Source organism: Levilactobacillus huananensis (genome assembly GCF_003946145.1).
Taxonomy (GTDB): domain Bacteria; phylum Bacillota; class Bacilli; order Lactobacillales; family Lactobacillaceae; genus Levilactobacillus; species Levilactobacillus huananensis.
Genome location: NZ_RHOC01000001.1, coordinates 113,979 through 139,311 on the forward strand (window position 1 = coordinate 113,979; position 25,333 = coordinate 139,311).

At 47.6% G+C, this 25,333-nt stretch carries 25 protein-coding genes; 21 read left to right on the top strand and 4 right to left on the bottom strand.

Going from position 1 to position 25,333, the window contains the following annotated elements; translation table 11 throughout:
- The first annotated feature begins 224 nt into the window (after nucleotides 1-224).
- The 5 genes from tkt (at nucleotide 225) to EKM71_RS00580 (ending at nucleotide 6,608) form a co-directional block, all read left to right on the top strand.
- A complete protein-coding gene (gene tkt / locus EKM71_RS00560; protein ID WP_125572745.1) occupies nucleotides 225-2,243 on the top strand; it encodes a transketolase in 2,019 nt (672 codons plus the stop codon).
- Between the two features lie 128 nt (nucleotides 2,244-2,371).
- Nucleotides 2,372-3,265: a C40 family peptidase gene (locus tag EKM71_RS00565; RefSeq protein WP_125572746.1), complete on the top strand. Its 894-nt coding sequence runs from the start codon at nucleotides 2,372-2,374 to the stop codon at nucleotides 3,263-3,265.
- A 112-nt stretch (nucleotides 3,266-3,377) separates the two neighbouring features.
- Entirely contained in the window at nucleotides 3,378-4,403 is a 1,026-nt protein-coding gene (locus tag EKM71_RS00570) for a DUF1002 domain-containing protein (protein ID WP_125572747.1), read from the top strand.
- A 476-nt stretch (nucleotides 4,404-4,879) separates the two neighbouring features.
- The gene (locus EKM71_RS00575) at nucleotides 4,880-6,241 is read left to right on the top strand and encodes a LysM peptidoglycan-binding domain-containing protein (RefSeq protein ID WP_125572748.1); all 1,362 of its coding nucleotides are present in this window, start codon (nucleotides 4,880-4,882) and stop codon (nucleotides 6,239-6,241) included.
- Between the two features lie 160 nt (nucleotides 6,242-6,401).
- The gene (locus EKM71_RS00580) at nucleotides 6,402-6,608 is read left to right on the top strand and encodes a hypothetical protein (RefSeq protein ID WP_125572749.1); all 207 of its coding nucleotides are present in this window, start codon (nucleotides 6,402-6,404) and stop codon (nucleotides 6,606-6,608) included.
- A 75-nt stretch (nucleotides 6,609-6,683) separates the two neighbouring features.
- On the opposite strand, the gene EKM71_RS00585 is transcribed toward EKM71_RS00580, so the two are convergent.
- From EKM71_RS00585 to EKM71_RS00595, 3 genes are all read right to left on the bottom strand, one after another.
- Nucleotides 6,684-7,643, bottom strand: a complete 960-nt coding sequence (locus EKM71_RS00585; RefSeq protein WP_125572750.1) for a diacylglycerol/lipid kinase family protein — start codon at nucleotides 7,641-7,643, stop codon at nucleotides 6,684-6,686.
- Between the two features lie 156 nt (nucleotides 7,644-7,799).
- Nucleotides 7,800-9,479: a ribonuclease J1 gene (gene rnjA, locus EKM71_RS00590; protein ID WP_125572751.1), complete on the bottom strand. Its 1,680-nt coding sequence runs from the start codon at nucleotides 9,477-9,479 to the stop codon at nucleotides 7,800-7,802.
- Complete coding sequence (locus tag EKM71_RS00595; protein WP_125572752.1) at nucleotides 9,476-9,694, bottom strand: DNA-directed RNA polymerase subunit epsilon; 219 nt, start codon at nucleotides 9,692-9,694, stop codon at nucleotides 9,476-9,478. The genes rnjA and EKM71_RS00595 overlap by 4 nt, the downstream gene beginning before the upstream one ends.
- Nucleotides 9,695-9,886: 192 nt before the next feature.
- Between EKM71_RS00595 and EKM71_RS00600 the strand changes: the two genes are divergently transcribed.
- Entirely contained in the window at nucleotides 9,887-10,381 is a 495-nt protein-coding gene (locus EKM71_RS00600; protein ID WP_125572753.1) for a hypothetical protein, read from the top strand.
- Between the two features lie 51 nt (nucleotides 10,382-10,432).
- Here the strand turns inward: EKM71_RS00600 and def are convergent, their stop codons facing one another.
- Nucleotides 10,433-10,993, bottom strand: a complete 561-nt coding sequence (gene def / locus EKM71_RS00605) for a peptide deformylase (RefSeq protein WP_125572754.1) — start codon at nucleotides 10,991-10,993, stop codon at nucleotides 10,433-10,435.
- Nucleotides 10,994-11,269: 276 nt separating this feature from the next.
- Here def and pdhA point away from each other — a divergent pair, with 276 nt between their 5' ends.
- The 15 genes from pdhA to EKM71_RS00680 all read left to right on the top strand — a co-directional run bounded on the left by pdhA (nucleotide 11,270) and on the right by EKM71_RS00680 (nucleotide 25,329).
- Entirely contained in the window at nucleotides 11,270-12,385 is a 1,116-nt protein-coding gene (gene pdhA, locus EKM71_RS00610; protein WP_125572755.1) for a pyruvate dehydrogenase (acetyl-transferring) E1 component subunit alpha, read from the top strand.
- 2 nt (nucleotides 12,386-12,387) lie between these two features.
- Entirely contained in the window at nucleotides 12,388-13,365 is a 978-nt protein-coding gene (locus EKM71_RS00615) for an alpha-ketoacid dehydrogenase subunit beta (protein WP_125572756.1), read from the top strand.
- 67 nt (nucleotides 13,366-13,432) lie between these two features.
- On the top strand, nucleotides 13,433-14,749 hold the full coding sequence (locus tag EKM71_RS00620) for a 2-oxo acid dehydrogenase subunit E2 (protein ID WP_125572757.1): 1,317 nt from the start codon (nucleotides 13,433-13,435) through the stop codon (nucleotides 14,747-14,749).
- 7 nt (nucleotides 14,750-14,756) lie between these two features.
- Nucleotides 14,757-16,184: a dihydrolipoyl dehydrogenase gene (gene lpdA, locus EKM71_RS00625; RefSeq protein ID WP_125572758.1), complete on the top strand. Its 1,428-nt coding sequence runs from the start codon at nucleotides 14,757-14,759 to the stop codon at nucleotides 16,182-16,184.
- Nucleotides 16,185-16,361: 177 nt separating this feature from the next.
- Nucleotides 16,362-17,273, top strand: a complete 912-nt coding sequence (locus EKM71_RS00630) for a Rossmann-fold NAD(P)-binding domain-containing protein (RefSeq protein ID WP_125572759.1) — start codon at nucleotides 16,362-16,364, stop codon at nucleotides 17,271-17,273.
- Nucleotides 17,270-17,566, top strand: coding sequence for a UPF0223 family protein (locus tag EKM71_RS00635; protein ID WP_125572760.1), 297 nt, complete (start codon nucleotides 17,270-17,272; stop codon nucleotides 17,564-17,566). The genes EKM71_RS00630 and EKM71_RS00635 overlap by 4 nt, the downstream gene beginning before the upstream one ends.
- Entirely contained in the window at nucleotides 17,566-18,357 is a 792-nt protein-coding gene (locus tag EKM71_RS00640; protein ID WP_125572761.1) for an inositol monophosphatase family protein, read from the top strand. Before EKM71_RS00635 ends, EKM71_RS00640 begins: the two co-directional genes overlap by 1 nt.
- Before the next feature lie 137 nt (nucleotides 18,358-18,494).
- Complete coding sequence (gene typA, locus EKM71_RS00645) at nucleotides 18,495-20,339, top strand: translational GTPase TypA (protein ID WP_125572762.1); 1,845 nt, start codon at nucleotides 18,495-18,497, stop codon at nucleotides 20,337-20,339.
- A gap of 149 nt (nucleotides 20,340-20,488) precedes the next feature.
- On the top strand, nucleotides 20,489-21,637 hold the full coding sequence (locus tag EKM71_RS00650; RefSeq protein ID WP_125572763.1) for an FtsW/RodA/SpoVE family cell cycle protein: 1,149 nt from the start codon (nucleotides 20,489-20,491) through the stop codon (nucleotides 21,635-21,637).
- A 21-nt stretch (nucleotides 21,638-21,658) separates the two neighbouring features.
- A complete protein-coding gene (locus EKM71_RS00655; RefSeq protein WP_125572764.1) occupies nucleotides 21,659-21,943 on the top strand; it encodes a YlbG family protein in 285 nt (94 codons plus the stop codon).
- Entirely contained in the window at nucleotides 21,940-22,500 is a 561-nt protein-coding gene (rsmD, locus tag EKM71_RS00660) for a 16S rRNA (guanine(966)-N(2))-methyltransferase RsmD (protein WP_125572765.1), read from the top strand. Before EKM71_RS00655 ends, rsmD begins: the two co-directional genes overlap by 4 nt.
- Nucleotides 22,500-22,982, top strand: a complete 483-nt coding sequence (gene coaD / locus EKM71_RS00665) for a pantetheine-phosphate adenylyltransferase (protein WP_125572766.1) — start codon at nucleotides 22,500-22,502, stop codon at nucleotides 22,980-22,982. The genes rsmD and coaD overlap by 1 nt, the downstream gene beginning before the upstream one ends.
- A 2-nt stretch (nucleotides 22,983-22,984) precedes the next feature.
- On the top strand, nucleotides 22,985-24,034 hold the full coding sequence (locus tag EKM71_RS00670) for a SepM family pheromone-processing serine protease (RefSeq protein WP_125572767.1): 1,050 nt from the start codon (nucleotides 22,985-22,987) through the stop codon (nucleotides 24,032-24,034).
- A gap of 97 nt (nucleotides 24,035-24,131) precedes the next feature.
- On the top strand, nucleotides 24,132-24,815 hold the full coding sequence (locus EKM71_RS00675) for a helix-hairpin-helix domain-containing protein (RefSeq protein WP_225417966.1): 684 nt from the start codon (nucleotides 24,132-24,134) through the stop codon (nucleotides 24,813-24,815).
- A 37-nt stretch (nucleotides 24,816-24,852) separates the two neighbouring features.
- The gene (locus tag EKM71_RS00680) at nucleotides 24,853-25,329 is read left to right on the top strand and encodes a ComE operon protein 2 (RefSeq protein WP_125572768.1); all 477 of its coding nucleotides are present in this window, start codon (nucleotides 24,853-24,855) and stop codon (nucleotides 25,327-25,329) included.
- Nucleotides 25,330-25,333 lie beyond the last annotated feature (4 nt).

Sequence of the window (25,333 nt, forward strand, 5' to 3'; positions counted from 1 at the left end):
AGACAACCGGTTGCAACGTCATCGAAGCGGTCTATCTGAATATTAAAGATTAACTTAATTATAAACCGCCCTGTAATAACTTTCTGCAAGATAGTTGCATTGCTTGTGATGAATTGGTATAGTTATGAAAGCCAGGGAGAATTCCTTGCGTGTTTTGGACACCTATCTATAAATTTCCGTTGACCGTGACCCGTCCGGTTGACTAAAGTGAGGTTAATTAACAAATGTTGAATGAACAATCAACACCAATCAAATTTGATGATGTGGATACCCAAGCCGTTACGGCCGTGCGAATGTTAAGTATGGATATGATTTCTCGGGCACACTCTGGGCATCCGGGCTTACCGTTAGGCGCAGCTCCAATGGCCTATGTGCTATTTTCACGGCACTTACGCGTTGACCCATCTTTCCCACAATGGTTCAACCGCGATCGCTTTGTGTTATCTGCCGGTCATGGCTCAGCCATGTTCTATAGTTTACTTCACTTGAGTGGTTTTGCAATTACGCGTGAAGACCTGATGAGCTTCCGCCAATTAGGCAGCAAGACCCCCGGGCATCCTGAATATGGGGTGACACCTGGTGTTGATGCTACCACGGGTCCACTGGGTCAGGGGATTGGGATGGCTGTTGGGATGGCCATTGCCGAAAGTCATTTACGTGGCGTATACAATCGTCCCGATTACGACGTGGTCGACCACTATACTTATGCCCTCTGTGGTGACGGGGATCTACTTGAAGGGGTTGCGGCTGAATCTGCGAGTTTAGCCGGACAACTTCAATTGAATCGTCTGATCGTTTTATATGATTCAAATGATATTTCCTTGGATGGTCCATTGATTAACGCTAGCCATGACAACGTTGGTGAACGTTTCCAGAGTTACGGGTGGAACTACGCTCGTGTTGAAGACGGTAACGATCTTGAGGCGATTGACGCGGCCATTCGGTCCGCTAAGCAAAACACGGGCGGCCCAACCTTGATTGAGGTGAAGACACAGATTGGGGCCGGGAGCCCTAAGGCTGGAACTAACAAGGTTCATGGCGCACCACTCAGTGATGATGAGCTTGCAGCAACCCGCGACTTCTATCACTGGACTGAAGATCCTTTCACGGTACCCGAAGCTGTTACAGAACGCTTTATGAGTACGATCAAGGCACGTGGTTGGGCGAACCATCAGTCATGGTCTAGTCTAATCGCTCAGTACTCGAAGGCTGAGCCCGACTTGTCACGGCAATTTGCTCAGGGGGTTAGTCAGACACTTCCCGCTAACTATGCCGAAAGTGTGCCAACATATTACAAGAAGGATGCTTTGGCTACGCGAGCTAGTGGGTCACAGGTTCTGCAACAGTTGAGTAAGGCTTGCCCGAACTTGTGGGGTGGATCTGCCGACCTGTTTAGTTCTAACAAGACGGCGGTGGCTGATGAGGAACGGTTCAGTCCGACAAATCGGCAGGGCCGTAATCTCTGGTTTGGGGTCCGAGAATTTGCTGAAGCCGCAGCCATGAACGGAATTGCGTTACATGGTGGGACTCGCGTTTATGGGTCAACATTCTTCGTCTTCTCAGATTACATGAAACCCGCTCTGCGGTTGGCTGCCATTCAACAATTGCCGGTAATCTATGTCTTCACGCATGATTCTCTGGCAGTCGGTGAAGATGGTCCAACCCACGAACCTGTGGAACAGTTGGCTGCCTTGCGTTCCATTCCGAATCTGACCGTTTTCCGGCCAGCCGATGGTAATGAAACGGCCGCTGCTTGGGAAGCCGCACTTGAGACAACGGATCATCCGGTAGCTTTAGTGTTGACACGACAAGCCTTGCCAACCTTACCATTGCCAGCAGCCAAGGTTCACACTGGGGTTAACCAGGGTGGCTACGTGGTTCGCGATGCTAAGGATGAGGCCGAAGGAATTTTGATGGCTTCCGGGTCTGAAGTGCAATTGGCTTTAAACGCACAGGAACGTTTAGCAGAGTTAGGTCACGACGTTCGCGTTGTCTCAATTCCAAGTTTCGAAGCCTTTAATGACCAGAGTCGTGACTACCAAGAATCTGTCTTGCCAATGAAGCTTCGTCGTCGAGTGGCGATCGAAATGGCCAGTGGATCTAGCTGGTATCAGTTCGTTGGTCTCGATGGGGTAGCCCTCACGCAGAATGACTTTGGGGCCAGTGGTAAGGGCGAAGAAGTCATTGCCATGGCTGGGTTTACGCCGGACAAGGTCTTGCAAGCCTACTTGCAACTTAAATAATTTCACGTGATGTCCTCTTGACCGGGTTAGCCTTCCGCAGCTAACTCGGTCTTTTTCATTGGGGCGGGCCTAGTAAGTTAGCCCATTTATTGGTATATTGGGGGTAAAGAAACTGGAGGCGGTTTTTAATGGAAATTAGACGGATCAAGGTGCCGACGGCGTTGGTATGGTCATCGCCAAAGGCAGTTGGTAAGGGCGACCAGGCGTATCTCAAATCAGGCGATCTCACGACCTGGTTGGCCACTCGTAAGCCGACGGACTTGCAGCGCTTGTCGGATGACGAGGCGCTCGTGACCGAAGCCCTGTTTAATGACCGCGTCGTTTTGGACCAACAGGTCGATGGCTGGGCAAAGGTCTTTGTGACCCGACAACCCAATCGTTTGGAACGACGTGGTTATCCCGGTTGGATTCCGCTCTCACAGTTAACTGAAAGTGATGCCGAATTGGATTACCCCACGACAACGGTGCGTTTGGTTCAACCAAACACGACACTGTTGGGGCCTGACAAACAACCCCGTTTAGAGTTACCAATGGGAACCATGCTCACAACAACTGGTCAAGACGATCAATGGATTGATGTGCTGACGCCACTTGGGGCGGGAAAGATTGCGACTCGGGCCGCCAAAATTGGCGTGAGTGGTGTGAATGATGGGAGTCGGCTTCTCTCCTTGGCCGAACAATTTCTAGGAACACCTTACCTATGGGGAGGATTGACCCCGGCCGGGTTTGACTGTTCTGGATTAATCTACAGCTTACATCGCGTGTTGGGCTATACGATTCCTCGGGATGCCAGTGATCAGTTCGCCAATGGCTATCCAGTGGCTCCGGAAGAATTGACCGCTGGAGACCTGGTTTTCTTTGCGAAGAATCATGGAACTGGTGACATTCATCACGTCGGTCTCTACGCCGGATCGGGCTGTCTCTTGCATGCGCCAAAGCCAGGAGAACCTGTTCAGAAGATTAAGATGGCGGCGTCAAAATTAGCCTCAGAATATGCGGGTTCACGGCGTTTCTGGCAATAATCGAGATGTTTGAAGAATTCTCTAAGCTCATGGGCGTTTCGTCAGGATAGACTTGGACCGTGCTATACTGAGGTCACAGGGAAGTCAATCAAGTGAGAAGAGAGGCAAACTAATGAAGTTAAAACGTTTATTAATTGGTCTGACAGTGGCAACACTGGGACTGGGAATCGGTTTCAGTGATCGGACGCTCGTAGTTCATGCGGACGCGACGGACGCTAGCAGTTCTTCAGCTTCGAGTGGCAGTACTGTTCAGACTAAGGCTTTATCGAAGGCTTACGTGGTTTACGGCGCTGGGTTAGCCAGTGAGGACAAAAGTAAGGTGAGTGAAGCCCTAGGGGCCAAATCCAACTATTCTGAACTCACGGTTAACGGGAGCGACTATGCACAGTATCTGAATTCAGCAGGAACGACGGATGCTAGTATGATTAGTTCTGTTTCGTTAGCGCCTGCCGATCCAGGAAGTGGTGTTAAGGTCAATATCGCTAACTATGATGGTCAGAACAACATCACTGAAGTAACCTCGCAACAATACGCCATGGTTGCCACGATGGCCGGGGTGAAGGATGTCATTATCACTGTTACCGCTGACAAATCAGTTTCCGGCGAGTCAGCACTAACTGGGGTTTACAAGGCCCTGGCGGCGGATGGGTTAACTTTGAATGCTGAAAATACACAAGCGGCTAATGGCGTGCTCGATGCCACACAACCGGCTATTGATAGCAACAGTAAGGATAACAAGTATCCTGGTAAGTTGATGTCAGCGGTTGGGGATGTCTCATCCGACCTGGCCAAACAACGTCAGAATGGCAACGACCTTGCCACTAAGTCGGATATCGAGGCTATGCTACAAAAGGCCTTGGCTAAGAAGGGGATTGCGGATCAAACCAGTTCAACGCAGATTACCAATATTGCGATTGCTCTGAGCAAGGTTCAATCAGCTCCAGTTTCAACCAGTAAGACTTATATTAAAAACGTCACGAATGTGGCTGACAACCTAGCTAATAGTATTGGGAATAAAATGGCTAGCGTGAAGGATTTCGCCAACAGTGCGGATGCCCAAAAAGCCGAAAACTTCTTTGTCCAGATTTGGCATAAGGTAGTTTCGTTCTTCAGTGGCATCTTTGGTGGAAATGCGTAAGATTAGTGAGATAACAAATTAACGGGGGAAATTCTCCCGTTTTTTTGTGTCCAAATTTTAATTTCACAATCTTTAGGCAAATCGAAACGATTGTAACTTACATAAAGCGTCTTCAACGGGAACTTGTAGGATGCAATTGAAATCAAATTACGGAAGTTTATGCATTACCAATCATTTTAAACAAGATAGTTCGCTAATGAAAATGAACGTGAGTTCGCCAAATGTAACCGCTTTTTACCGTGGTATCAAGGCTTTCAACGATCGATTGGTAATTGATTGAAGAATTAGGGAACGTCAGTTCAATGAGTAAAACTAGTTATGAAATTCTTAATTATTCACAAGGAACTGGGAAAACGTGTGGTAATATTAATTTGTGATTCGTATTTACTATGAACGAACATCACCTGTTTTCTTTTCGACAGGTTGGGTTCACAAGTTTTGAAAATCTAAAGTCATAAAAGGACGTGTTGGTGAAGATGAGTACAGGACAACGAAAAACCAAAGCAGTTGTTGGAGTCGTTAGTGCCATTGGGGCGTTAGCAGCAGGTGCGACCATTACTGCGAATGCGGATACCGTTCAAGTTAAAGCTGGGGACACTGTTTGGGCGCTTTCACAAAAATTGGGTGTGTCCATTCAAGACCTTGAAAAGCAGAATTCAATTGACAGTTCAACAGATATGATTTTTGTCGGTCAGAAATTACAAGTTAAGTCATCACAGAGCAAAAAGACGATTACGGTTAAGTCCGGGGATACGTTATGGGATCTTGCGCAAGCCTACCACGTTTCCGTGGCGCAGTTGCAAGCCGCTAACCACTTATCAGGGGATATGTTGAGCGTCGGTCAGCAATTGACCTTGCCTACCGGGGCTGCCAAGGCAGCCACCGATACCACGACCACACCAGCAGCAACATCAACCACGCAACAGAAACAGAGTACCGCTAAGGCCAATGCTGTTCAGGCCCAAATCGTTGCCGAACAACAGGCCGCAGCGGCTAAGCAGCAGAAGCAACAAGCAGCTAGTGTAAGCCAATCATCATCAAGCACAGCCACGACGAGTTCTTCAACCAGTGCTCGTACTGAAAATCATACACGCGCCGCAGTTGCTGAAACGACGCCTGTGTCACAATCATCTGCTAGTCAAAACAGTCAATCACAGACTAGTCAAGCATCATCTAACGTTGCCAGTCAGTCTAGTGTGAGCCAGCAGTCACGTTCTAGTCAGGTTCAACAAGCTCAGCCTAGCCAACAACAAAGCCAGACGAGTCAACAGACTAGTGTGAGCCAACCAGCTAGCTCTAGTCAAACACAACAGACCACACAAACTGGTAGCCAGAATGCTACGGCAACCAGTCAGACAAAGCGGATCAAGACGACCACGCAATCAGCCGTTAAGAAGCAAGCTTCACAGGCGAGTCAATCGACGACTACGACAAGTTCATCTTCATCATCGAGTGCTCAGACCAACACGAACTTATCCAGTGGTTCTGTGACTGGATTAGCTTTGAAGTTAGCCTCTGCCAATATTCCATATGTTTGGGGTGGGTCCTCACTCAGTGGGATGGACTGTTCTGGTTTAGTGGCTTACGTTTACAAGAACGCATTGGGTGTGAACTTACCACATAACACAGTCTCTCAAGAAGCCTTCGTTACGAAGCATTCCGTTGGGACTGCTAAGCCTGGGGATATCCTCTTCTGGGGGAATTCTGGGGCGACGTATCATGATGCGATCTACTTAGGGAATAACCAATTCGTTGCCGCACCCGAACCAGGGGACAACGTGAAGGTTCAACAGATTAGTAAGTACTTTATGCCGTCATTTGCTGGGACATTGAAGTAGACTGTTGCGGCCATTTGCCGGTTGTTTAGCCAGTTTTACCTTTTCGTGAACAAAAGTTAAGAAAATCGTTAACAAATCGACAGGCAAGTGGTATGATTCCTTTTAGTCATTTATAGACGTGTTAAAAAATTCTATAGTTGGTTAAAGGAGTTGTTGAAGGATGAGTAATCGAGTAGAGATTCTGGAAGAATATCGGCAAGCTAACAACCAGTTGGCGACATTAAAACGGAAGGAATCGGAGAGCATTTGTCCCAGTGAGGATACCGTACGGATTGAACCCCATTATGGTGAAGAAATGAACTCACTGTCGGATAAATGTGCTCAGCTGGACATGATTCTGGAAGCAATGGCTGCTTCGGAAGATTAAACAAACAAATAATGGTTTAGATAGCCACGAAAAGAGGCCAGGACGTTATGTCCTGACCTTTTTTCGTGGCTATCGTTAAATCGTGGTGTCGAACCAGAAGGGGTACTGTGTGACGCCGACGTAAACATCGAAGAAGCGTCCCCCCATCTCCTCACCGTCTAATTGTCCGTATTCGATGGACGGAACGGTGAGGTGGATATTGGATGCCTGATAGTAGTGAACGGCCTTAGACGTCAAATGACGCTTAAATACGAGCCGTAGGGCTAACCAGATTAACTTAAAGAAATTAGGTTTCTCAATGACGACTAAGTGAAGCTGATGATCGTGAACCGTGGCTCCTGGAGCGATACCCACGCCACCCCCAAAGTAGGGATGGTTGGTGGTGGTGACCAGGAAAGCATTCGGGTAGATGTCCCGTTGGTTGCCGACATGTACCGTCAAAGTGAATCCCGTCTGATTGTAGTAGACGCTCAGTGCCGAAGCCAGATAGGAAAGAGAACCCAGGTGATGCTTGTTCAGCCACACCTTGGCCTTCGACTGATTGGCCTGGGAGATAATCGCGGCATCAAACCCGATCCCCAGGTTGTTGGTAAAGACACCGCGTTCCTGTTTAATGGTTTCGTCGTAGCTGCCGATATCGATATCAGTTGCATGCGTACACTGGATCACTTGTTTAAGGGCCGTTTGCCAATCCATGGCCATGCCGACGCCTCTAGCGAAGTCGTTCCCCGAACCGATCGGAATATAAGCGACTGGGATTCGGTAATGACGGGGTAAACGGGTGAGCCCATTGATGGCTTGATGAAGAGTCCCGTCACCGCCGACAGCGAGAACCACTCGGTCTTGGTGAGGGGTGTCGGGGAGTTGTTTAGCAAATTGTTCGCTAAGTAAAATCGCATGGTTAGGGTACTCTGAGACCGCCACTTCGTAGGGGACCGCAGCGGCGTCGAGTTGTTGCTTGATAGCTGGCCAAACCTCTTTGGCGTGGCCACTACCCGCGTGTTCATTTAGGATGATATAGAACTGGACACTCACCGTACTTCTCCTCTCAATGATTAATCTTAACCATTATAAACGAAAACCGTTTGACTGCCTAGTCATTCCCCTGGAACTTTCCATTGTCGTAAGAAACGCGGTCAGATTAACCACAAAAAAGACACCGGAGAACGAGTCTCAGGTGTCGTTTGTAGATTACTTAGTCATAATGAACATTGGTAAAATCATTGGGTGACGTTCAGTCTTCGCAAAGAGGAAGTTTTGAAGGTCATCAATGACGGCGTTACGGATGGAAGCCTCGGTTGCCTTTGGATTTCGCATGGCTCTGCGAATCGTCTGGAAGACGCGACGACGACCTTCATTGAGTAACTCACCAGATTCCCGCATATAAACAAATCCACGGGAGAGGAGGTCAGGACCGGCCTTGATTTCTTGATTCTTCAGGTCGATAGTGGCTACGACAACCACGAGTCCTTCTTCGGAAAGTAATTGACGGTCGCGCAAGACGACGTTGCCAATGTCACCGATTCCGGAACCGTCGATGTAGACGTCACCAGCACTGAAGTGGCCAGCAACACGGGCAGAATCCTTAGTCAGAGCCAAAACATCTCCATTTTGGAGGATAAAGCTGTGATCGAGAGGAACGCCACATTGTTCAGCTAATTCAGTATGAATCTTTAACATCCGGTATTCCCCATGAATTGGCATAAAGAATTTCGGTTGCATCAGCCGAAGCATCAGTTTTTGTTCCTCTTGGCCACCATGTCCAGAGGTATGGATGTTGTTAACCTTCCCATGAATGACGGTAGCGCCGGCTTCTTCCAGTTCATTAATCACCCGGTTCACAGAAATCGTGTTACCAGGGATTGGATTACTAGAGAAGACAACAGTATCACCGGGTTGGATTGAAATCTGACGGTGGGTGCCATTAGCGATCCGTGAAAGGGCCGCCATGGGTTCACCCTGAGAACCGGTACAAAGAATCATGACTTTGTTAGCTGGTAGGGAGCGAATGGCGTTGGCATCGACTAATGCTTCGTCAGGGATGTTCAAGTAGCCTAATTCGCGACCATTAACGATTGCCGCTTCCATGGAACGACCGAAGACCGCGATCTTACGACCGTGAGCCAGAGCAGTTTCACAGGCGGTTTCAATCCGGGAGATATTTGAAGCGAAGGTGGCAAAGATAACCCGGCCTTCGACTTGGTCAAAGATCTTACGGATTGACTTACCGACCCATTTTTCAGACTTGGTCCAGATTGGACGTTCAGCGTTTGTACTATCAGACATCAAGCACAAAACACCGTCGGCTCCCAACTTGGCCATCTTTTGAAGATCAGGCGGCTGGTTGGTAACGGGTGTCAGATCGAACTTATAATCCCCGGTTTCCACGATGGTTCCGACCGGAGTATGCACGGCAATCCCTAAAGTGTCGGGAATGGAGTGGGTTGTCCGGAAGAAAGTCACGATCATCTTCCGAAACTTCAGCACAGTATCATCGTCAATTGTGTGTAACTCAGTCGATTTAAGTAATCCGTGTTCTTCAAGCTTGTTCTTAATCAACGCTAAGGCCAACGGACCGGCGTAAACCGGAACGTTAAGGGCCTTGAGTAGGTACGGGATACCGCCAATATGGTCTTCATGGCCGTGGGTGATCACTAGCGCCTTGATCTTGGATTGGTTTTCAACGAGATATTGATAATCGGGGATGACATAATCGATCCCTAATAGTTCGTCTTCAGGAAATTTGATTCCGGCATCGATCAGAACAATCTCATCCTGAAATTGGATACCGTAAGTATTTTTCCCGATTTCACCAAGTCCACCCACGCCAAAGATAGCAGTCTCGTTATTTTTGACGTTTAACTTGTTCATTCAGTGAACTCCGTTAATTTGAAATTCGGATTCTCTTGTTCGTAAGCCAGGGTCTTACCTTCCATGGCTTCAATGAATTCGATGTTATGGTCTGTATGGGCCTCAACTTGGGCACGGGCTTCAACTTCGGTGTCCGCTTCCAAGTAGAGAGAATGGGTTTCCTCGCGCTTAGGATTCCGTTTCTTATCGTTTTGATAATAAACTTTATAAATCACTGACAAAACTCCTTTAAAAAATAATTTAATTCACCACTAGAGAGGTGAATCATTTATGTCCTTCCGAACTGCGGGTTGCTTACACAACAATTAGCACAATTTTAGCATAGTTTCAGGTGATTGTATAGAATTACCCCTAGACCGAAAAACATGCTATGATTAAGCTAACGCGAAGTGAACGGAGGAGACACCATGGCATTAATAATAGAAATAATCATTGGGATTATCATTGCCATTGTCGTTTACGAAATGATTCACCGGATGATTGTCCAACGCGCAACAAGGATTGTCCGGCGGTCGGCTCAAGATGATACCGATATGGCAGTTAAAGCGGCCTTGCAACGGCTGGTCAATGATCAGGTTCTCAGCGAAGATGAGGCACAAATTCAACGTGCCGAGACTGTCGCTGATGTGTGGGGGAGAGGGGTTATGGCATTTGAGTACAGCTTACCCGCTGCCATGGATACTGAACGACGTTTGCCAGAGCTAGAGCAAGCTTTGAATCTGGCCCTGGCTAGTTACAGTGCCGATCATCAAATTAAATCCGTGGGAACAGGATCAGCATTTATCGTTAGCGATATTTGGGAATATGAAAATCATCTCCATTTAGACGTTGCCTACTTAATGAATGAATCCACAGTCGAGTATTTAAAAGATTTAAAAAAATTGAATGATCCAGCAGTCTAAAATTAGGTCACAAAAAAGCTCTGAGGATGTGAAATCTTCAGAGCTTTTGATTTAATCAATCATAATTGTATCTTCATCACGACCGAAAGGCTGGTCCTTGTCGATATGATCGTAGAAGAGCATCCCGTGAAGATGGTCGATTTCATGTTGGCAAACAATGGCCGGATAGTTTTTCAAACGTACCTGGTGTTTTTCACCATTCACGTCGTAATAACGCAGAGTAATGCGATCGTGGCGAGGAACAAAGCCTGGAACATCCTTATCCACGGAGAGGCACCCTTCACCCTCTGTCAAGGCACCCTGTTGAACAGATTCTGACACGATGACCGGATTAATGATGACATCTGTGAAAGGTGACTTGCCGTTTTCTTCGGCGGCAGGAACAAGGACAGAGGCCATTTTCTTGGAAACCCCGACCTGAGGCGCTGCCAGACCTACGCCGGCCCGCAAGCCATATTTTTTACATTGTTCAGGATCTTGAGATACCACGAGGTATTCCATGAGGTCCTTAGCGAGTTGTTGGTCTTCTTCAGAGAGGGGGAACACAACGTCTGCGGCTTCTTGACGTAGAACAGGATCACCGTCTCTAACAATATCTTTCATGAGAAACACGAGCATTACCTCCGAAATTTAATCATAATTACCTTGTATTTTAACATACAACCTACTGAAAATGAAACGGTTAGAAAATGGTTTCTTGAGTTAAAAAACCAAGAAAACGGACGATCACAATCAAAATGTGAAAAGTAGCACAAACCCTTTATTCACATGAATGAAAGGGCTTGCAAGAGGTGTGAAAAAATGGTACTTTATAACTGTAGTCAGGAAACGCACAGTTAACTCACTCTTGTTAACAATTTCATATCAAGTGAAAGGAAAGTGTTACTTATGGCTAATGGAAGCAAACAGATTGTAGACTTTGCCAAAATCAAAGCTACGATGGCCGATCCGTATAAGCACCCGGTACAAGTCATTGACCGGGAAGGTACGGTGGTTGATCCGGAGATTCTTGCGAAGTATTCAGATGATCAACTGGTAGACTTTATGAAGAAAATGGTTTGGGAACGGACATTACACGAACAAACCATGAACTTTTCTCGTCAGGGCCGCCTCGGTTTCTATGCGCCAACCGCTGGTGAAGAAGCCAGTGAGATGGGGAGTGTAACTGCCTTTAAGGAACAAGACTTCCTGTTACCTGCCTACCGGGATTTACCACAAATGATTCAGCACGGTACAACCGTTGCCAAAGGGTTCCTGTGGTCCAAGGGTCATGTTGAAGGAAGTCAACACCCGAATCCAAATATGATTTTCCCTCAGATCATCATCGGGGCACAATATGTTGAAACTGCCGGTGTTGCTTTGGGTATTAAGAAGAATAAAGATGAAGACCGTGTGGCCTTTGCTTACACCGGTGATGGTGGGACTTCTCAAGGGGACTGGTATGAAGGGGTTAACTTCGCCAGTGCTTTCCAAGCACCCGCAGTCTTCTTTGTTCAAAACAATGGGTGGGCCATCTCAGTGCCTCGTTACAAACAAACCGCAGCGGAAACGTTGGCTCAAAAGGCGGTTGCCATGGGTGTTCCTTCCGTTCAAGTTGATGGGATGGATATCGTCGCGGTTCACGAAGTGGCTAAGGCTGCCAGAGACTTTGCTGTTGCTGGCAATGGCCCCGTTGTGATTGAAACCCTAACTTATCGTTACGGCGCGCACTCCTCAGCAGGGGACGATCCATCGCGCTACCGGACTAAAGAAGAAGAAAAGCCTTGGTTTGATGCCGACCCACTGATTCGGTTACGTAAAGTGTTAACTGATAAGGGTATCTGGTCACAGGATCAAGAAGACAAATTAGTTGCCGATTATAAAGATGACTTCAAACAAGCAATGAAGGAAGCAGAAGCTGCACCTGCACAGAAGGTCTCCGATTTCTTGAAGTGGACGTATAACGTGCCAACGCCGGCTGTTAAGAAGCAAATTGCAGAATTCGAAGCAAAGGAGTCGAAGTAATCATGGCTAAAATGACATATATTAAAGCGATCACTTCCGGTTTGGATCAAGTTTTGAACGACGATCCGAAGACTTTGATTTTTGGTGAAGACGTGGGTAAGAACGGTGGGGTTTTCCGGACCACTGTTGGCCTGCAAGACAAGTATGGTGAAGACCGAGTTTTCGATACGCCATTAGCTGAATCTGGAATTCTCGGATTGGCTATTGGATTGTCACTGACTGGTTGGCGGCCAATTCCAGAAATTCAATTCATGGGCTTCACGTTCGAAGCAATGGATGGAATTGTGGGTCAATTAGCTCGTGACCACTATCGTTTCGGGGGACAGAAGAACTTTCCTGTGACGGTACGAACACCATTTGGTGGCGGAACTCATACCGCCGAAATGCATGCTGATAATTTGGAAAATTACTTCACGAGTACCCCAGGACTACGAGTTGTGACGCCAGCCAACCCCTATGACGCTAAAGGGATGATTATCTCAGCTGTTGAAAGTGACGATCCCGTTCTCTTCATGGAAAACTTGAAGCTTTACCGGTCGATGAAGGCTGAAGTTCCAGATGAAAAGTATACCGTTCCATTAGACTCTGCTAAGGTCGTTCGCGAGGGGACCGATATCACGATCGTGGCCTACAGTGCCGAAGTGAATGAATCCTTGAAGGCGGCCGATGCTTTGGCTAAGGATAATATCTCAGCTGAAGTCATTGACTTACGCTCCTTGTCACCGATTGACACCGATACCATCTTTGCTTCCATCGACAAGACCCACAAAGTGGTTATTGTTCAAGAGGCCCAACGGATGGCTGGGGTTGGAGCCACAGTTGCGGCTGATATTGCCGAAGAAAAGATCATGTCCTTGGATGCACCAATTGGCCGGGTAGCAGCCCCAGATAGTGTCTATCCATTTGCCCAGGCTGAAAACGATTGGATTCCAAATGCGGACGATGTTGAAGCGAAAGCACGTGAAATCTTTACCTATTAAAATTCCCGTTTAAAAATAAATTAATGTGGGATTATTCGTATTCTAATGAAAGAAAGGAAGTTTTCCCATGGCTTATACGTTCAAACTCCCTGAGCTTGGTGAAGGAATGGCCGAAGGTGAAATTTCTTCATGGCTTGTTAAAGAAGGAGATACCGTCAAGGAAGACGATACATTAGTCGAAATCCAAAACGATAAGTCGGTTTCAGAATTACCGTCCCCAGTTAACGGGAAGGTTGCTCAGATCGTTGCCCAGGAAGGGGACACCGTTGAAATTGGTGACCCACTCATCGTGATCGACGATGGCACTGACACCCCAGCTGACTTGGGTAAGGGCGCTGATGCTCCAGCTGCAGATGCTGCCCCAGCAGAACCAACACCAGAAGCACCAGCTGCGAGTCCCGCACCGGTTGCCGCTGCCCCAACGGGTGTGCCAGCCGCGTCCGATCCCAATAAGCTCGTGATGGCGATGCCTTCGGTTCGGCAGTATGCCCGCGACAAGGGCGTCGACATTACGCAAGTTGCCCCAACCGGGAACCATGGCCAAGTGCTGAAGGCTGACATCGATAACTTTAACGGTGCCGTCGCACCAGCCGCAGCTCCTGCCAAGGCCGCTACTAGTGCCCCGGCCACAGCTAAGGCTACGGGCCAGGCTATCAAGCCTTGGAATGCCGACCGTCCTGAATTGGAGACGCGTGAACCAATGTCCCCAATGCGGAAGATCATTGCCAAAAGTATGCGGGCTTCTAAAGACATCGCGCCACATGTCACGTCATTTGACGAGGTCGAAGTGTCTAAGCTCATGGCTAACCGGAAGAAGTACAAGCAAGTTGCCGCCGACCGCGATATTCACTTAACCTTCTTGCCATACATCGTGAAGGCCTTGGTCGCCGTTATGAAGGACTTCCCAGAATTGAATGCCTCGATTGATGACACGACGCAAGAGATTGTCACGAAGCATTACTACAATATTGGGATTGCCACGAATACAGAACACGGTTTGTACGTCCCAAACATCAAGAACGCGGATGCTAAGGGAATGTTCCAGATTGCTAAGGAAATCACCGAGAATAGTCAAGCGGCTTACGATAACAAGTTGTCACCTGCTTCAATGGCCGGTGGATCGATTACAATCAGTAACGTTGGCTCAATTGGTGGGGGCTGGTTCACACCAGTCATCAACCAACCTGAAGTAGCTATCTTAGGGGTTGGTCGAATTGAGAAGGCACCATACGTCAATGAGGATGATCAAATCGTAATTGGTCGTATGTTGAAGTTATCATTGAGTTATGACCACCGATTAATCGATGGGGCCTTGGCTCAGAATATCTTAAATGAATTGAAAGCCTTGCTTCATGATCCAGAAATGCTTTTAATGGAAGGATGACAGGAATATGGCAGATGTTGAAAAAAAGGATACCGTCATTGTTGGTGCCGGCCCCGGCGGTTACGTTGCCGCGATTCGCGCTTCTGAATTAGGCCAAAAGGTCACATTGATTGAAAAGTCTGATACGCTGGGCGGTGTCTGCCTCAACGTTGGTTGTGTGCCTTCCAAGGCGTTGATTCAAGCGGGTCACCGTTTGGAACAAGCTAAGGATGGGTCTACTTACGGTATTTCAACCCAAGCAGCGACGATTGATTTCAAACAAACGCAACAGTGGAAGCAAACCAAGGTTGTTGATCGGATGACCAGCGGGGTTAAAATGCTGATGAAGAAACACCACGTCGACGTCGTTAATGGTGAAGCGGTGTTCCTCAGTGACACCCAACTTCGTGTCATGCCAACTGGCGAAAAACAATTCATGTCGACGGATACCGGCCAGACGTTTGAATTTAATAACATCATTATCGCTACCGGAAGTCATCCTATCGAAATTCCTGGATTTAAATTCGAAGGTCGTGTGGTGGATTCTACCGGTGGCCTGAACCTGCCAGAAGTTCCTAAAGAATTTGTAGTTATTGGTGGGGGGTACGTCGGGACTGAATTGGCTGGTGCTTATGCTAGTCTTGGCGCCCATGTCACCATTATCGAAGGAACAGGTTCAATTCTACCTAACTTTGAAAAGGACATGGTTGCCGTTGTCCTCAAGAAGCTAAAGGAGAAGGGCATCGATGTTATTACTAACGCGATGGCCAAGAGTTCTAGCCAAGATGATCAGAGCGTTGCGGTCACCTATGCGGTTGACGGTAAGGAAACGACGATTAAGGCGGATTACTGTATGGTTACCGTTGGTCGTCGGCCAAATACTGATACGCTGGGTCTCGAGTACACCAACGTCAAATTAGACAAGCGTGGTTTGATCGAGGTTGACCAACAAGGTCGCACTGCGTCAGAGCACATTTGGGCGGTCGGTGACGTCGTTCCGGGTGCCGCATTGGCTCACAAGGCCTTCGCGGAAGGAAAGACGGCTGCTGGTGCCATTTCTGGTAAGAAGACGGCAAACGACTGGACTAGTGTGCCAGCAGTTTGTTTCGCCGATCCAGAATTGGCTACGGTGGGTTACACCCAAGCTGAAGCTAAGGACAAGGGCTTGAAGGTAAAGACCTCAAAGTTCCCATTTGCTGGGAATGCGCGAGCCGTCTCATTGGATGCACCCGATGGCTTCGTTCGGTTTGTCTATACTGATGACGAGAATCAAAACGTTGTTGGGGCTCAGGTTGTAGGACCGGAAGCCAGCACCTTGGCTGGTGAATTATCCTTAATCGTTAATGGGGGAATGAATGTCGAGGATGTTGCCTTGACGATTCACCCACACCCAACATTAAATGAACCAATTCAGGAAGCTGCCGATATTGCGTTAGGCTTTCCAACCCACATTTAGTGGGCGCACGACAACTCTATTTTTGCAGAAAAGCGAGGGGCTTAGGTTCCTCGTTTTTTGTGTGGCAGAGATGTTACGGTGAGGGCACTTCGCAAAGTAGTTGCGCTTGCTATCCGGGACCCATTATTTATAATGGAACTATGTGGTTTAAATATGACGATTTAAAGGAGGGTCACCATGAACCCAACGTTACTGATTCAAGGGAATTTTGATCAAGCCAGTCAGTTGCTACAGCAGCTTCTGATCACTGACCTGCCACTTGATTGTGTGGTTATGCCGAATACGACAACGGACACCCCACGATATCAGTCGCTGGTGGTGGCCAGTGCCTTGTGTCCACATTTGAGTATTCGAGTGGGCACATCCAGCGACTATGGCCAGGCGACCTGGATGGTCGTGCTTGACCGTAATTTAAAGGACGCTACCTTACAGTCGCGAGTTGATGATTTACGATTATTGATCAAACGAATTGTTGAAAATGGTTTTGCTGGTCAACTTGTTTTTTCAGGAGAACAAGACGAACTCTTGGCCTACTTTGCCTGGAAATTTTCTGGATTGCCGGCCAGTCAAATCTGGGGACTTGGTACCTATCCCTTAACCCGACTTTTAACCTACCGTCTGGCAGAACGATTGGGTGTGGGGGCAGCCGTGATTCAAGCGGCTGTGGTTGGCACAGCTAGTCAGCCCATCGCGGCCTGGAGTCGAACTTATGTGGGCCCGGCCCCAATTCTCATGTATCTGGCGAACGCTGACGCCAACTTTGATGCTGATGATTTGGGTAAAATGAGTAGTTGGCTAGAACGTGAAGCAGCTGGCGATCAGGCCATCTTGCGTGATATGGCGCTGATTCGTCTCCTACAAGCGAACTTTGCGGACCAACCATTGATTGCCTCTGTCACCAATATTCATCAAGAAGCTCCCGTTTATGCGGCGGCTACCCCAGTATTAGTGGGGAAGAAGGGGGTCAAACACCTGACTAATCTCGTACTTTCTGAAGATGAAGAGCAGGCGTTTGCGGTTCAGATTAAAACGATCCGTACGGAAATTGAACAAATTGAAGGACAACAAACGGAGGGAAATAACCGGTGAAGTCGAATAGTAATTATGAATACCCATTGCAAGTGGATTGGTCTACGACCGATATCGTAGCGGTCACGTCGCTCTATCAGTGCGTGGAGGATGCGTATGAATTGAGCCAGGGCGTCTCAGCAACAGATATTATCGCGGCCTATCGGGCATTCCAAACGGTTGTTCCTCAGAAGTTTGAGGAAAAGCAGCTTGGTCGAGATTTTGAAAGGGTGTCCGGTTATAGCATCTACCAGACGGTTAAGCAGGCTAGAGAACATGGTGGCAAGGTCAAGATGAAGGAGGCCCGGGGGTAATGACGCAGGATTGGCAACAACTGGATCGTGACGTGGTGGCCGTGCTTCAAACAGCCCGACAACGGGTCATCGATCGCATGGCGTCTCCTTTAACCGTAGCCGAGAAGACTAACCGCAAAGATCTCGTGACTAATGTGGACCGCGAGAATGAACAGTTTTTGGTTCGTGAGATTCGGCGGATCGATCCTGAGGCTCGCATTTTGGGCGAAGAAGGCTTTGGAGATCACCCGACCAGCCTAAAGGGACGGGTCTGGATCGTCGATCCCATTGATGGCACGATGAATTTCGTCAAGCAACATGATAATTTTGCCATGATGATTGGTATATACCAAGATGGTGTTGGTCAGCTTGGCTTTATCTATGATGTCATGAAGGATGTTTTGTATCATGGTGGGTTGACCGTAGGTGGTGTTTGGGCTAATCAAGATCAGCTGGCAGATCCAATGGATTTACCACTGGCCGAGGGCCTCATGGGAGCCAGTTCACCCATCGTGATTCACGATATTGCCCACATGCAAGCCATTGTTCATGCTAGTTCGGGAATGCGGATTTACGGCAGTGCGGGGATCGAAATCATCAACTGCTTGTTAGGAAAGACGGTGGGGTATATTTCTCACCTGAAGCCTTGGGATATCGCAGCTGGTCAGATTCTCTTGAATTGTTTAGACGTTCGGGTCTCAACTATTGACGGGCGGCCGCTCAATATGCTATCATCTAACCTTGTACTAGTAGCGACGAAAAAAGCGCAACGTGATATTCTCCAAATTGAAGAAGATGACGTCTCACTGTGACACTGTCACAGTTTTTTTATGCGGCCGGCCGGTATGGATGGACTTTGCCGACCATTGACGCTACAATAAAGCGTACTTACTGATGTAAGCATGCCGTGATCCATCTAATTCACCAAGCACGAAAGGAAGAAATACACTTGAAAATCAGAGATGATATCCGCAACATTGCCATCATTGCCCACGTTGACCACGGGAAGACGACCCTGGTTAACGAAATGCTGAAACAATCCGATACGTTGGACGAACACGCGTCAATCGAGGACCGTGCTCTTGATACCAATGCAATCGAAAAGGAACGGGGAATCACGATCCTGTCCAAGAACACTGCCGTTCGTTATGGCGACAAGCAAATTAACATCTTGGATACCCCAGGACATGCCGATTTTGGTGGTGAAGTTGAACGGATCATGCGCATGGTTGACGGCGTTCTGTTAGTCGTTGACGCTTACGAAGGAACGATGCCACAAACGCGTTTCGTTTTGAAGAAGGCATTAGACCAACACTTGACGCCAATCGTTGTTATTAACAAGGTTGACCGTCCAGGTGCCCGTCCTTCTGAAGTTGTAGACGAAGTTTTGGATCTCTTTATTGAATTAGGGGCCGATGAAGACCAATTGGACTTCCCAGTGGTTTACGCCTCTGCAATGAACGGAACTTCCAGCTACGATCCAGAACTAGATACCCAAGAGCACACGATGAAGCCTATCTTTGACACTATCGTTAAGCACATTCCAGCTCCAATTGACAACACCGACGAACCTTTACAGTTCCAAGTTGCCATGCTGGATTACAACGACTTCGTTGGTCGTATCGGAATTGGCCGTATCTTCCGTGGGAAGATCAAGGTCGGCGATAGCGTCTCAGTTATGAAGTTGGATGGCTCGAAGCAAAACTTCCGGGTTACCAAGTTGTTTGGTTTCTTCGGATTGAAGCGTTTGGAAATCAAGGAAGCCCAAGCTGGTGACTTGATTGCTGTTTCTGGGATGGATGAAATCAACGTTGGTGAAACGGTGGTTGATCCTAATACGCCAGAACCACTTCCAATCTTGCGGATTGATGAACCTACGTTACAAATGACTTTCCGGACGAACGACTCTCCATTTGCCGGTCGTGAAGGTAAGTTCGTAACGTCTCGTCAAATCGAAGAACGTTTGAAGCGTGAATTGCATACCGATGTTTCCTTACGTGTTGATGACACCGATAATCCTGGTGCCTGGGTCGTTTCTGGTCGTGGTGAACTTCACTTGTCCATCTTGATCGAAACGATGCGTCGTGAAGGTTACGAATTGCAAGCTTCCCGTCCTGAAGTTATCTACAGAACAGTCGACAACGTTCGTTGCGAACCATTCGAATCTGTTCAGATCGATACACCTGACGAATACACTGGTTCAATCATCGATACGCTTTCACAACGTAAGGGTGAGATGAAGAATATGGAAGCCGTTGGTAACGGTCAAACTCGTTTGACTTTCTTAGCCCCATCTCGTGGGTTAATCGGTTACTCAACTGAATTCTTATCCTTAACCCGTGGTTACGGGATCATGAACCATACCTTCTCCAAGTACTTGCCAGTTATCAAGAACTGGAACCCAGGTCGTCACAACGGGACTTTGGTTTCAATTAACTCTGGTAAGGTAACGACTTACGCTATCATGGCCGTTCAAGACCGTGGAACGATCTTTACCGACGCTGGGACTGAAGTCTACGAAGGGATGATTATTGGTCAAAACAGTCGTGACAATGACATTTCTGTCAACATCACGCGTGGCCGTAACCAAACCAACGTCCGGGCTGCCGGTTCTGAGGATATTGCCAAGGTTAAGTCACCATTGAAGATGTCTCTGGAAGAATCATTGGAATTCATCAATGAAGATGAATACTGTGAAATCACCCCAGAACACGTTCGTCTGCGGAAGCAAATTCTGAACACGAGCGAACGGGAAAAGGCTGCTAAGAAGCGGAAGACTGCTTCACGGAAGTAATTTCTAAACTAAAATTTTAAAAACGGTAAGAATCGCGACTTAAATGCGGTTCTTACCGTTTTTTTATCGAAAAAATTAGAGTGAGCTATGCTATAATGTAAACATTCGATTGCCGTTTTAAAACGGTGGACTTGGAGCGAACAAAAGGTATGCGAAAGTTAAAATATTTAGATTATTTCATCGTGGTCCCCTATCTTATTCTTAGTCTTTTTGGAATTGTGATGGTGTACTCAGCCAGTGCAGACATTGGCTCACAGAATGGGGGAAGTCCCGCTAGTTATTTGATTAAGCAGGCTATCTACGTGTTTATGGGTCTCTTAATCGTAGCCTTCATGCTTTCATTAAATATCAATAAGCTCCGAAATCGATCGGTTCTCAAATGGGCTGGTTACCTGGCCTTTGGATCGTTATTTTTATTGATTGCGATGGGTCAGACGATTAACGGAGCGGCCGGTTGGTTTCATTTGGGGCCCATCAGTATCCAACCCGCTGAGTTTGTGAAGTTTTACGTGATTATCTGGTTGGCCAATACCATTGATCATCGACAGGATGAATTACAGGTGGAAAATTGGTGGGTCCCTATGTGGCGGCCTGTGCTGATCTGTTGTATCATTGTGACTTTAATTTTTGTCCAACCTGATATGGGGGGGGCTGCGATTAATGCTGCAATTATGTTGATTATGTGCCTGGCAAGTGGGTTTAACTATCGACGGGCTGTCTTCTACTTCTGGCTTTCTTTTGTGGCGATTGCGGGGGTTATTTTTCCAATTCTCATTAAGCTTTCTGAAAGTTGGGCGAAAAGTTCCTATAAATTGCAACGAATCGTGGCTTTCATCAATCCATTTGAACATGCGCAAACGGTTGGACAACAACTGGTTAATTCTTACTATGCCCTGAGCAATGGGGGAATCTTTGGCGTGGGTTGGGGGAACAGTATCCAAAAGACCGGGTATCTCCCCGAGCCCAATACTGATTTTATCATGGCGATTGTGGCCGAAGAGTTGGGGTTAGTGACGGCACTTGTCGTGATTGCCCTGTTATTCACGATTATTATTCGGACGGTATTAGTAGGTATTCGGAGTCACTCGGCTTATCAGACCTTGGTGTGTTATGGATCGGCAACTTATTTAACCATTCAGACCCTCTTTAATCTAGGTGGGGTTCTGGGGATGTTGCCAATTACCGGGGTAACTTTCCCCTTCATTAGTTATGGGGGGTCGAGTACCTGGACGCTGGCATTAGTGTTGGGAGTTGTTCTGAACATTAGTGCCCGTCAGAATAGAGAACGGCAAGCCTGATAGCACAAAGGAGGATTAATTATGGCATTTGAAATTCAGCCACGGCAGAGCTTAATTGTTTATACGTATAGTTTAAAACAGACGCGTCAGTTAAAGCGTTACGGTACCGTGATGTATGTTTCTAAGAAGATGCGGTATGTCGTGCTATATGTCAATCGAGACCAAGTGGCGTCTTTGACCGATCAACTCAGTCACTTGCGTTTTGTCAAACGCGTGGTGGCCTCACACCGCCCAGAAATTAATGAGACATTCAATGGGGTTGCTGAAGAAGTGGCGACGCCTGGAGCAAAGGATGATGACCAATGAGAATCGTAGCAGGTGAATTTGGTGGCCGAAGATTGAAGGCCGTTCCTGGGATGGCAACCCGTCCCACCACAGATAAGGTAAAGGAAGCCTTATTCAATATTATTGGACCGTATTTTGATGGTGGCAGGAGTTTGGATCTGTTCGCTGGATCTGGCGGGTTGAGTATCGAAGGTGTCTCTCGTGGTATTGAGGAGGCTGTCCTGATTGATCGCCAATATGCAGCGATTCAAACCATTCGTGATAATGTCGCGGTGACCAAGGCACCCGAAAAGTTTGATATCATCAAACGAGATGCCAATCGGGCACTGAAAGAATTGGCAACACGGGGCGATCAGTTTAATCTGGTTTATTTTGATCCGCCTTATGCCCAACAGAAGATTGTAGAACAGATGGCCACGTTGCGAGATTTGAATCTGCTAAAGCCGCACGCACGAATTGTCTGTGAAACCGATCAAAAGGCAAAATTACCGGATGATGTTCCAGGCTATGTGTTTATCGAACGGCGAGACTACGGCATTACTGAACTGACAATTTATGCTTTAGGAAGTGAAGTCTAATGACGACCGCTGTTTTTCCAGGGAGTTTTGATCCATTGACAAATGGTCACTTGGATCTGATTACCCGAGCCAGTAAGATTTTTGACCACGTGATCGTTGCCGTGGGGCAAAACACTGCCAAACGTGGGGTGTTCACGCCGGCAGAACGAGTGGCTTTTATCACGACGAGTACGCAGAACTTGGCTAATGTCAGTGTACAAATTGAGAGTGGGTTAACTGTGGATTTTTTGCGCGATAATCAAGCCACAGTTTTGATTCGTGGTCTGCGGAATAGTACAGACTTTGAATTTGAACAAGGGATTGCGGGCATGAACCGTTCGCTGGCCCCCGAGATCGAAACGGTCTTTTTGAATGCCGATCCCCAATATCAATTCGTATCCTCTAGCCTTTTAAAGGAGGTCGCCCAATTTGGAGGTGACCTGTCCGCTTTAGTACCGCCCGCAGTTGCACAGGGGCTCCGTGACCGATTGGAGCGTGGCTGAGTATGTTCAAATTAACGCGTAAACAGTGGCGTCAGGTGATTTTAACTGCGGTCATTGCGATTTTGGTGTTGGCGTTCTTCTTCCTCCCACTCCCAAAGTATATCGAGGGGCCCGGCGAAGCGGATGATCTCAAGAGTTTCGTGAAGATGCCTGGTCATCCCGATAAGAACCAGGGAAAGTATATGATTACCGCCGTTGCGGTGGCGCAAGCTCGGCCGGTGTCTTATGTCTATGCTAAATTTAATCCATATTACAGTATTGAAGACGTCGCTGACGTGACTGGGGGACAAGATAACGCTACCTATGACCGTGTTCAGGACTTCTACATGCAAAGTGCGATTAATGAGTCAATTTACACGGCTTATCGCGCAGCAAAGAAACCGGTGACGCGCCAGTACTTAGGAATCTATGTACTCAGTATCGCGAAGAATTCTCCATTTGCAGGGAAGATCAAGGTCGGTGATACAGTAACCAAGGTTAATGGTCGGCACTTTGATTCGATGACGGGTTATCAACATTACATTCAGAAACAACGAGTCGGCCAGCGTGCGACGATTACCTATGAACGTCAGGGCAAGTCTCGTGAGGCGACCGCTAAGCTGATGGCGTTGCCAACCAAGAAGGCCGGAATTGGTATCACACTGACGGACAATGTTAAAGTGAAGCCGAATCCCAAGGTGACAGTCGATCCTGGAAACATCGGGGGACCTTCTGGTGGTCTAATGTTTAGTTTGCAGATCTATACCCAGTTGATGGGGCAGAATCTGCGTCATGGTCAGAACATCGCGGGGACTGGGACCATTGATGCCAATGGTAATGTTGGTGAGATTGGTGGGATTGATAAGAAGATTGTGACGGCTAAGCGAGCCGGAGCAACAGTTTTCTTTGCGCCATACGTCAAGCCTTCTAAGTTGCTCCTCAAATATGAAGAACATCATATGACGAACTATCAATTAGCGAAGGCAACTGCCAAAAAATATGCACCGAATATGAAAGTGGTGCCAGTCCAGACCTTTGATGATGCTTTGAAATATCTTAAAACGCATTCGTAGAATTTAGTGAAGTTTCACTCGAAATGAGTGAAACTTTTTTGCTGTAAGAAATTATCTGCTTCTTTTTACGGAATTAACCGGTAAAGGGGGCAGAGAGATGGAACAAGTAATGATGTGGTGGCAGGAACTGCGTATGCGGACTCGGGTGGCAATGGCAGGGTGTTTAGCCGTGACGGTTGTGTTACTGGTCGGATGGGGATTATTGCATCGGACGCCAACGGCAACTTTACCCGCGAAGATTCCACCCGCAACACAAGCTATAAGTGAGTCTGGAAGTCATAAGGCTGTCGCGGGGGTCGAAAGTCGTGTGTCCAGCAGTCATGACACTCGGGTTTTTGTAGACGTTCAAGGCGCGGTTCGTAAGCCCGGACTTTACCAATTCACTGCGGAAATGCGGGTCGCAGATGCTATTCAAACGGCCGGTGGGTTAGCGCCTCGGGCCGATCGACAACAGATTAACCTAGCGACTCGTCTGACCGATCAACAGAAGCTTTATATTCCACTGAAGGGAGAAAAAGTGCCGCAAGTAGCTACGAGTGGGATGGCCGCGGGGGAAGCTTCCGGGACTCAGGGGAGCAGTGGCCCCACAACTGTGGTCAACCTCAATACGGCGACTGTGGCGGATTTGCAACAGTTAACAGGTATTGGTGAGAAGAAAGCGCAGAAGATCGTGGCGTATCGCGAGGAACATGGTTCCTTTAAGTCGGTGAAGGACTTGGCTCAAGTTTCTGGTTTTGGAGACAAAACGGTGGCTAAGCTGCAGGACCAATTGACGACGTGATATACTAAATCAAACAAATGAGAAAGAGGGATTTCTGATGGCAAGTGAACGAATTTCTTGGGATGATTATTTCATGTTACAGGCCTTGGTGATTTCGACTCGTAGCACCTGTAATCGGCTGTCAGTGGGTGCGACGATTGTCCGGGATAAGCGACTGATAGCAGCTGGGTATAACGGATCGGTTTCCGGCGACAGTCACTGCCTCGATGTGGGTTGCAAGCTGGTCGACGGTCACTGTGTGCGAACCATTCATGCTGAAATGAATGCCATTTTACAGTGTGCTAAGTTTGGTGAGGCCACCGATGGTGCTGAGATTTATGTGACGGATTTTCCTTGTCTCCAATGTACAAAGATGCTACTCCAAGCGGGAATTAAAAAGATTACGTACATGCGGAATTATCACAACAGTGATTATGCGCGGGAACTCATTGCGATGAAACACGTCGATTTAAACCAAGTGACGGTTGATCCAGCTTTATTGAGTCAACTGGTGGATCAACATCCCACAGAGTAGCGAT

Coding starts and splice junctions, on each gene's coding strand:
- EKM71_RS00670 (WP_125572767.1), top strand. CDS start 22,985: ATGTTCAAATTAACGCGTAAACAGTGGCGTCAGGTGATTTTAACTGCG.
- EKM71_RS00600 (WP_125572753.1), top strand. CDS start 9,887: ATGGCATTAATAATAGAAATAATCATTGGGATTATCATTGCCATTGTC.
- EKM71_RS00655 (WP_125572764.1), top strand. CDS start 21,659: ATGGCATTTGAAATTCAGCCACGGCAGAGCTTAATTGTTTATACGTAT.
- lpdA (WP_125572758.1), top strand. CDS start 14,757: ATGGCAGATGTTGAAAAAAAGGATACCGTCATTGTTGGTGCCGGCCCC.
- rnjA (WP_125572751.1), bottom strand. CDS start 9,479: ATGAACAAGTTAAACGTCAAAAATAACGAGACTGCTATCTTTGGCGTG.
- EKM71_RS00575 (WP_125572748.1), top strand. CDS start 4,880: ATGAGTACAGGACAACGAAAAACCAAAGCAGTTGTTGGAGTCGTTAGT.
- EKM71_RS00620 (WP_125572757.1), top strand. CDS start 13,433: ATGGCTTATACGTTCAAACTCCCTGAGCTTGGTGAAGGAATGGCCGAA.
- EKM71_RS00640 (WP_125572761.1), top strand. CDS start 17,566: ATGACGCAGGATTGGCAACAACTGGATCGTGACGTGGTGGCCGTGCTT.
- EKM71_RS00570 (WP_125572747.1), top strand. CDS start 3,378: ATGAAGTTAAAACGTTTATTAATTGGTCTGACAGTGGCAACACTGGGA.
- EKM71_RS00675 (WP_225417966.1), top strand. CDS start 24,132: ATGGAACAAGTAATGATGTGGTGGCAGGAACTGCGTATGCGGACTCGG.
- pdhA (WP_125572755.1), top strand. CDS start 11,270: ATGGCTAATGGAAGCAAACAGATTGTAGACTTTGCCAAAATCAAAGCT.
- tkt (WP_125572745.1), top strand. CDS start 225: ATGTTGAATGAACAATCAACACCAATCAAATTTGATGATGTGGATACC.
- coaD (WP_125572766.1), top strand. CDS start 22,500: ATGACGACCGCTGTTTTTCCAGGGAGTTTTGATCCATTGACAAATGGT.
- EKM71_RS00650 (WP_125572763.1), top strand. CDS start 20,489: ATGCGAAAGTTAAAATATTTAGATTATTTCATCGTGGTCCCCTATCTT.
- EKM71_RS00580 (WP_125572749.1), top strand. CDS start 6,402: ATGAGTAATCGAGTAGAGATTCTGGAAGAATATCGGCAAGCTAACAAC.
- EKM71_RS00680 (WP_125572768.1), top strand. CDS start 24,853: ATGGCAAGTGAACGAATTTCTTGGGATGATTATTTCATGTTACAGGCC.
- EKM71_RS00565 (WP_125572746.1), top strand. CDS start 2,372: ATGGAAATTAGACGGATCAAGGTGCCGACGGCGTTGGTATGGTCATCG.
- EKM71_RS00630 (WP_125572759.1), top strand. CDS start 16,362: ATGAACCCAACGTTACTGATTCAAGGGAATTTTGATCAAGCCAGTCAG.
- EKM71_RS00615 (WP_125572756.1), top strand. CDS start 12,388: ATGGCTAAAATGACATATATTAAAGCGATCACTTCCGGTTTGGATCAA.
- rsmD (WP_125572765.1), top strand. CDS start 21,940: ATGAGAATCGTAGCAGGTGAATTTGGTGGCCGAAGATTGAAGGCCGTT.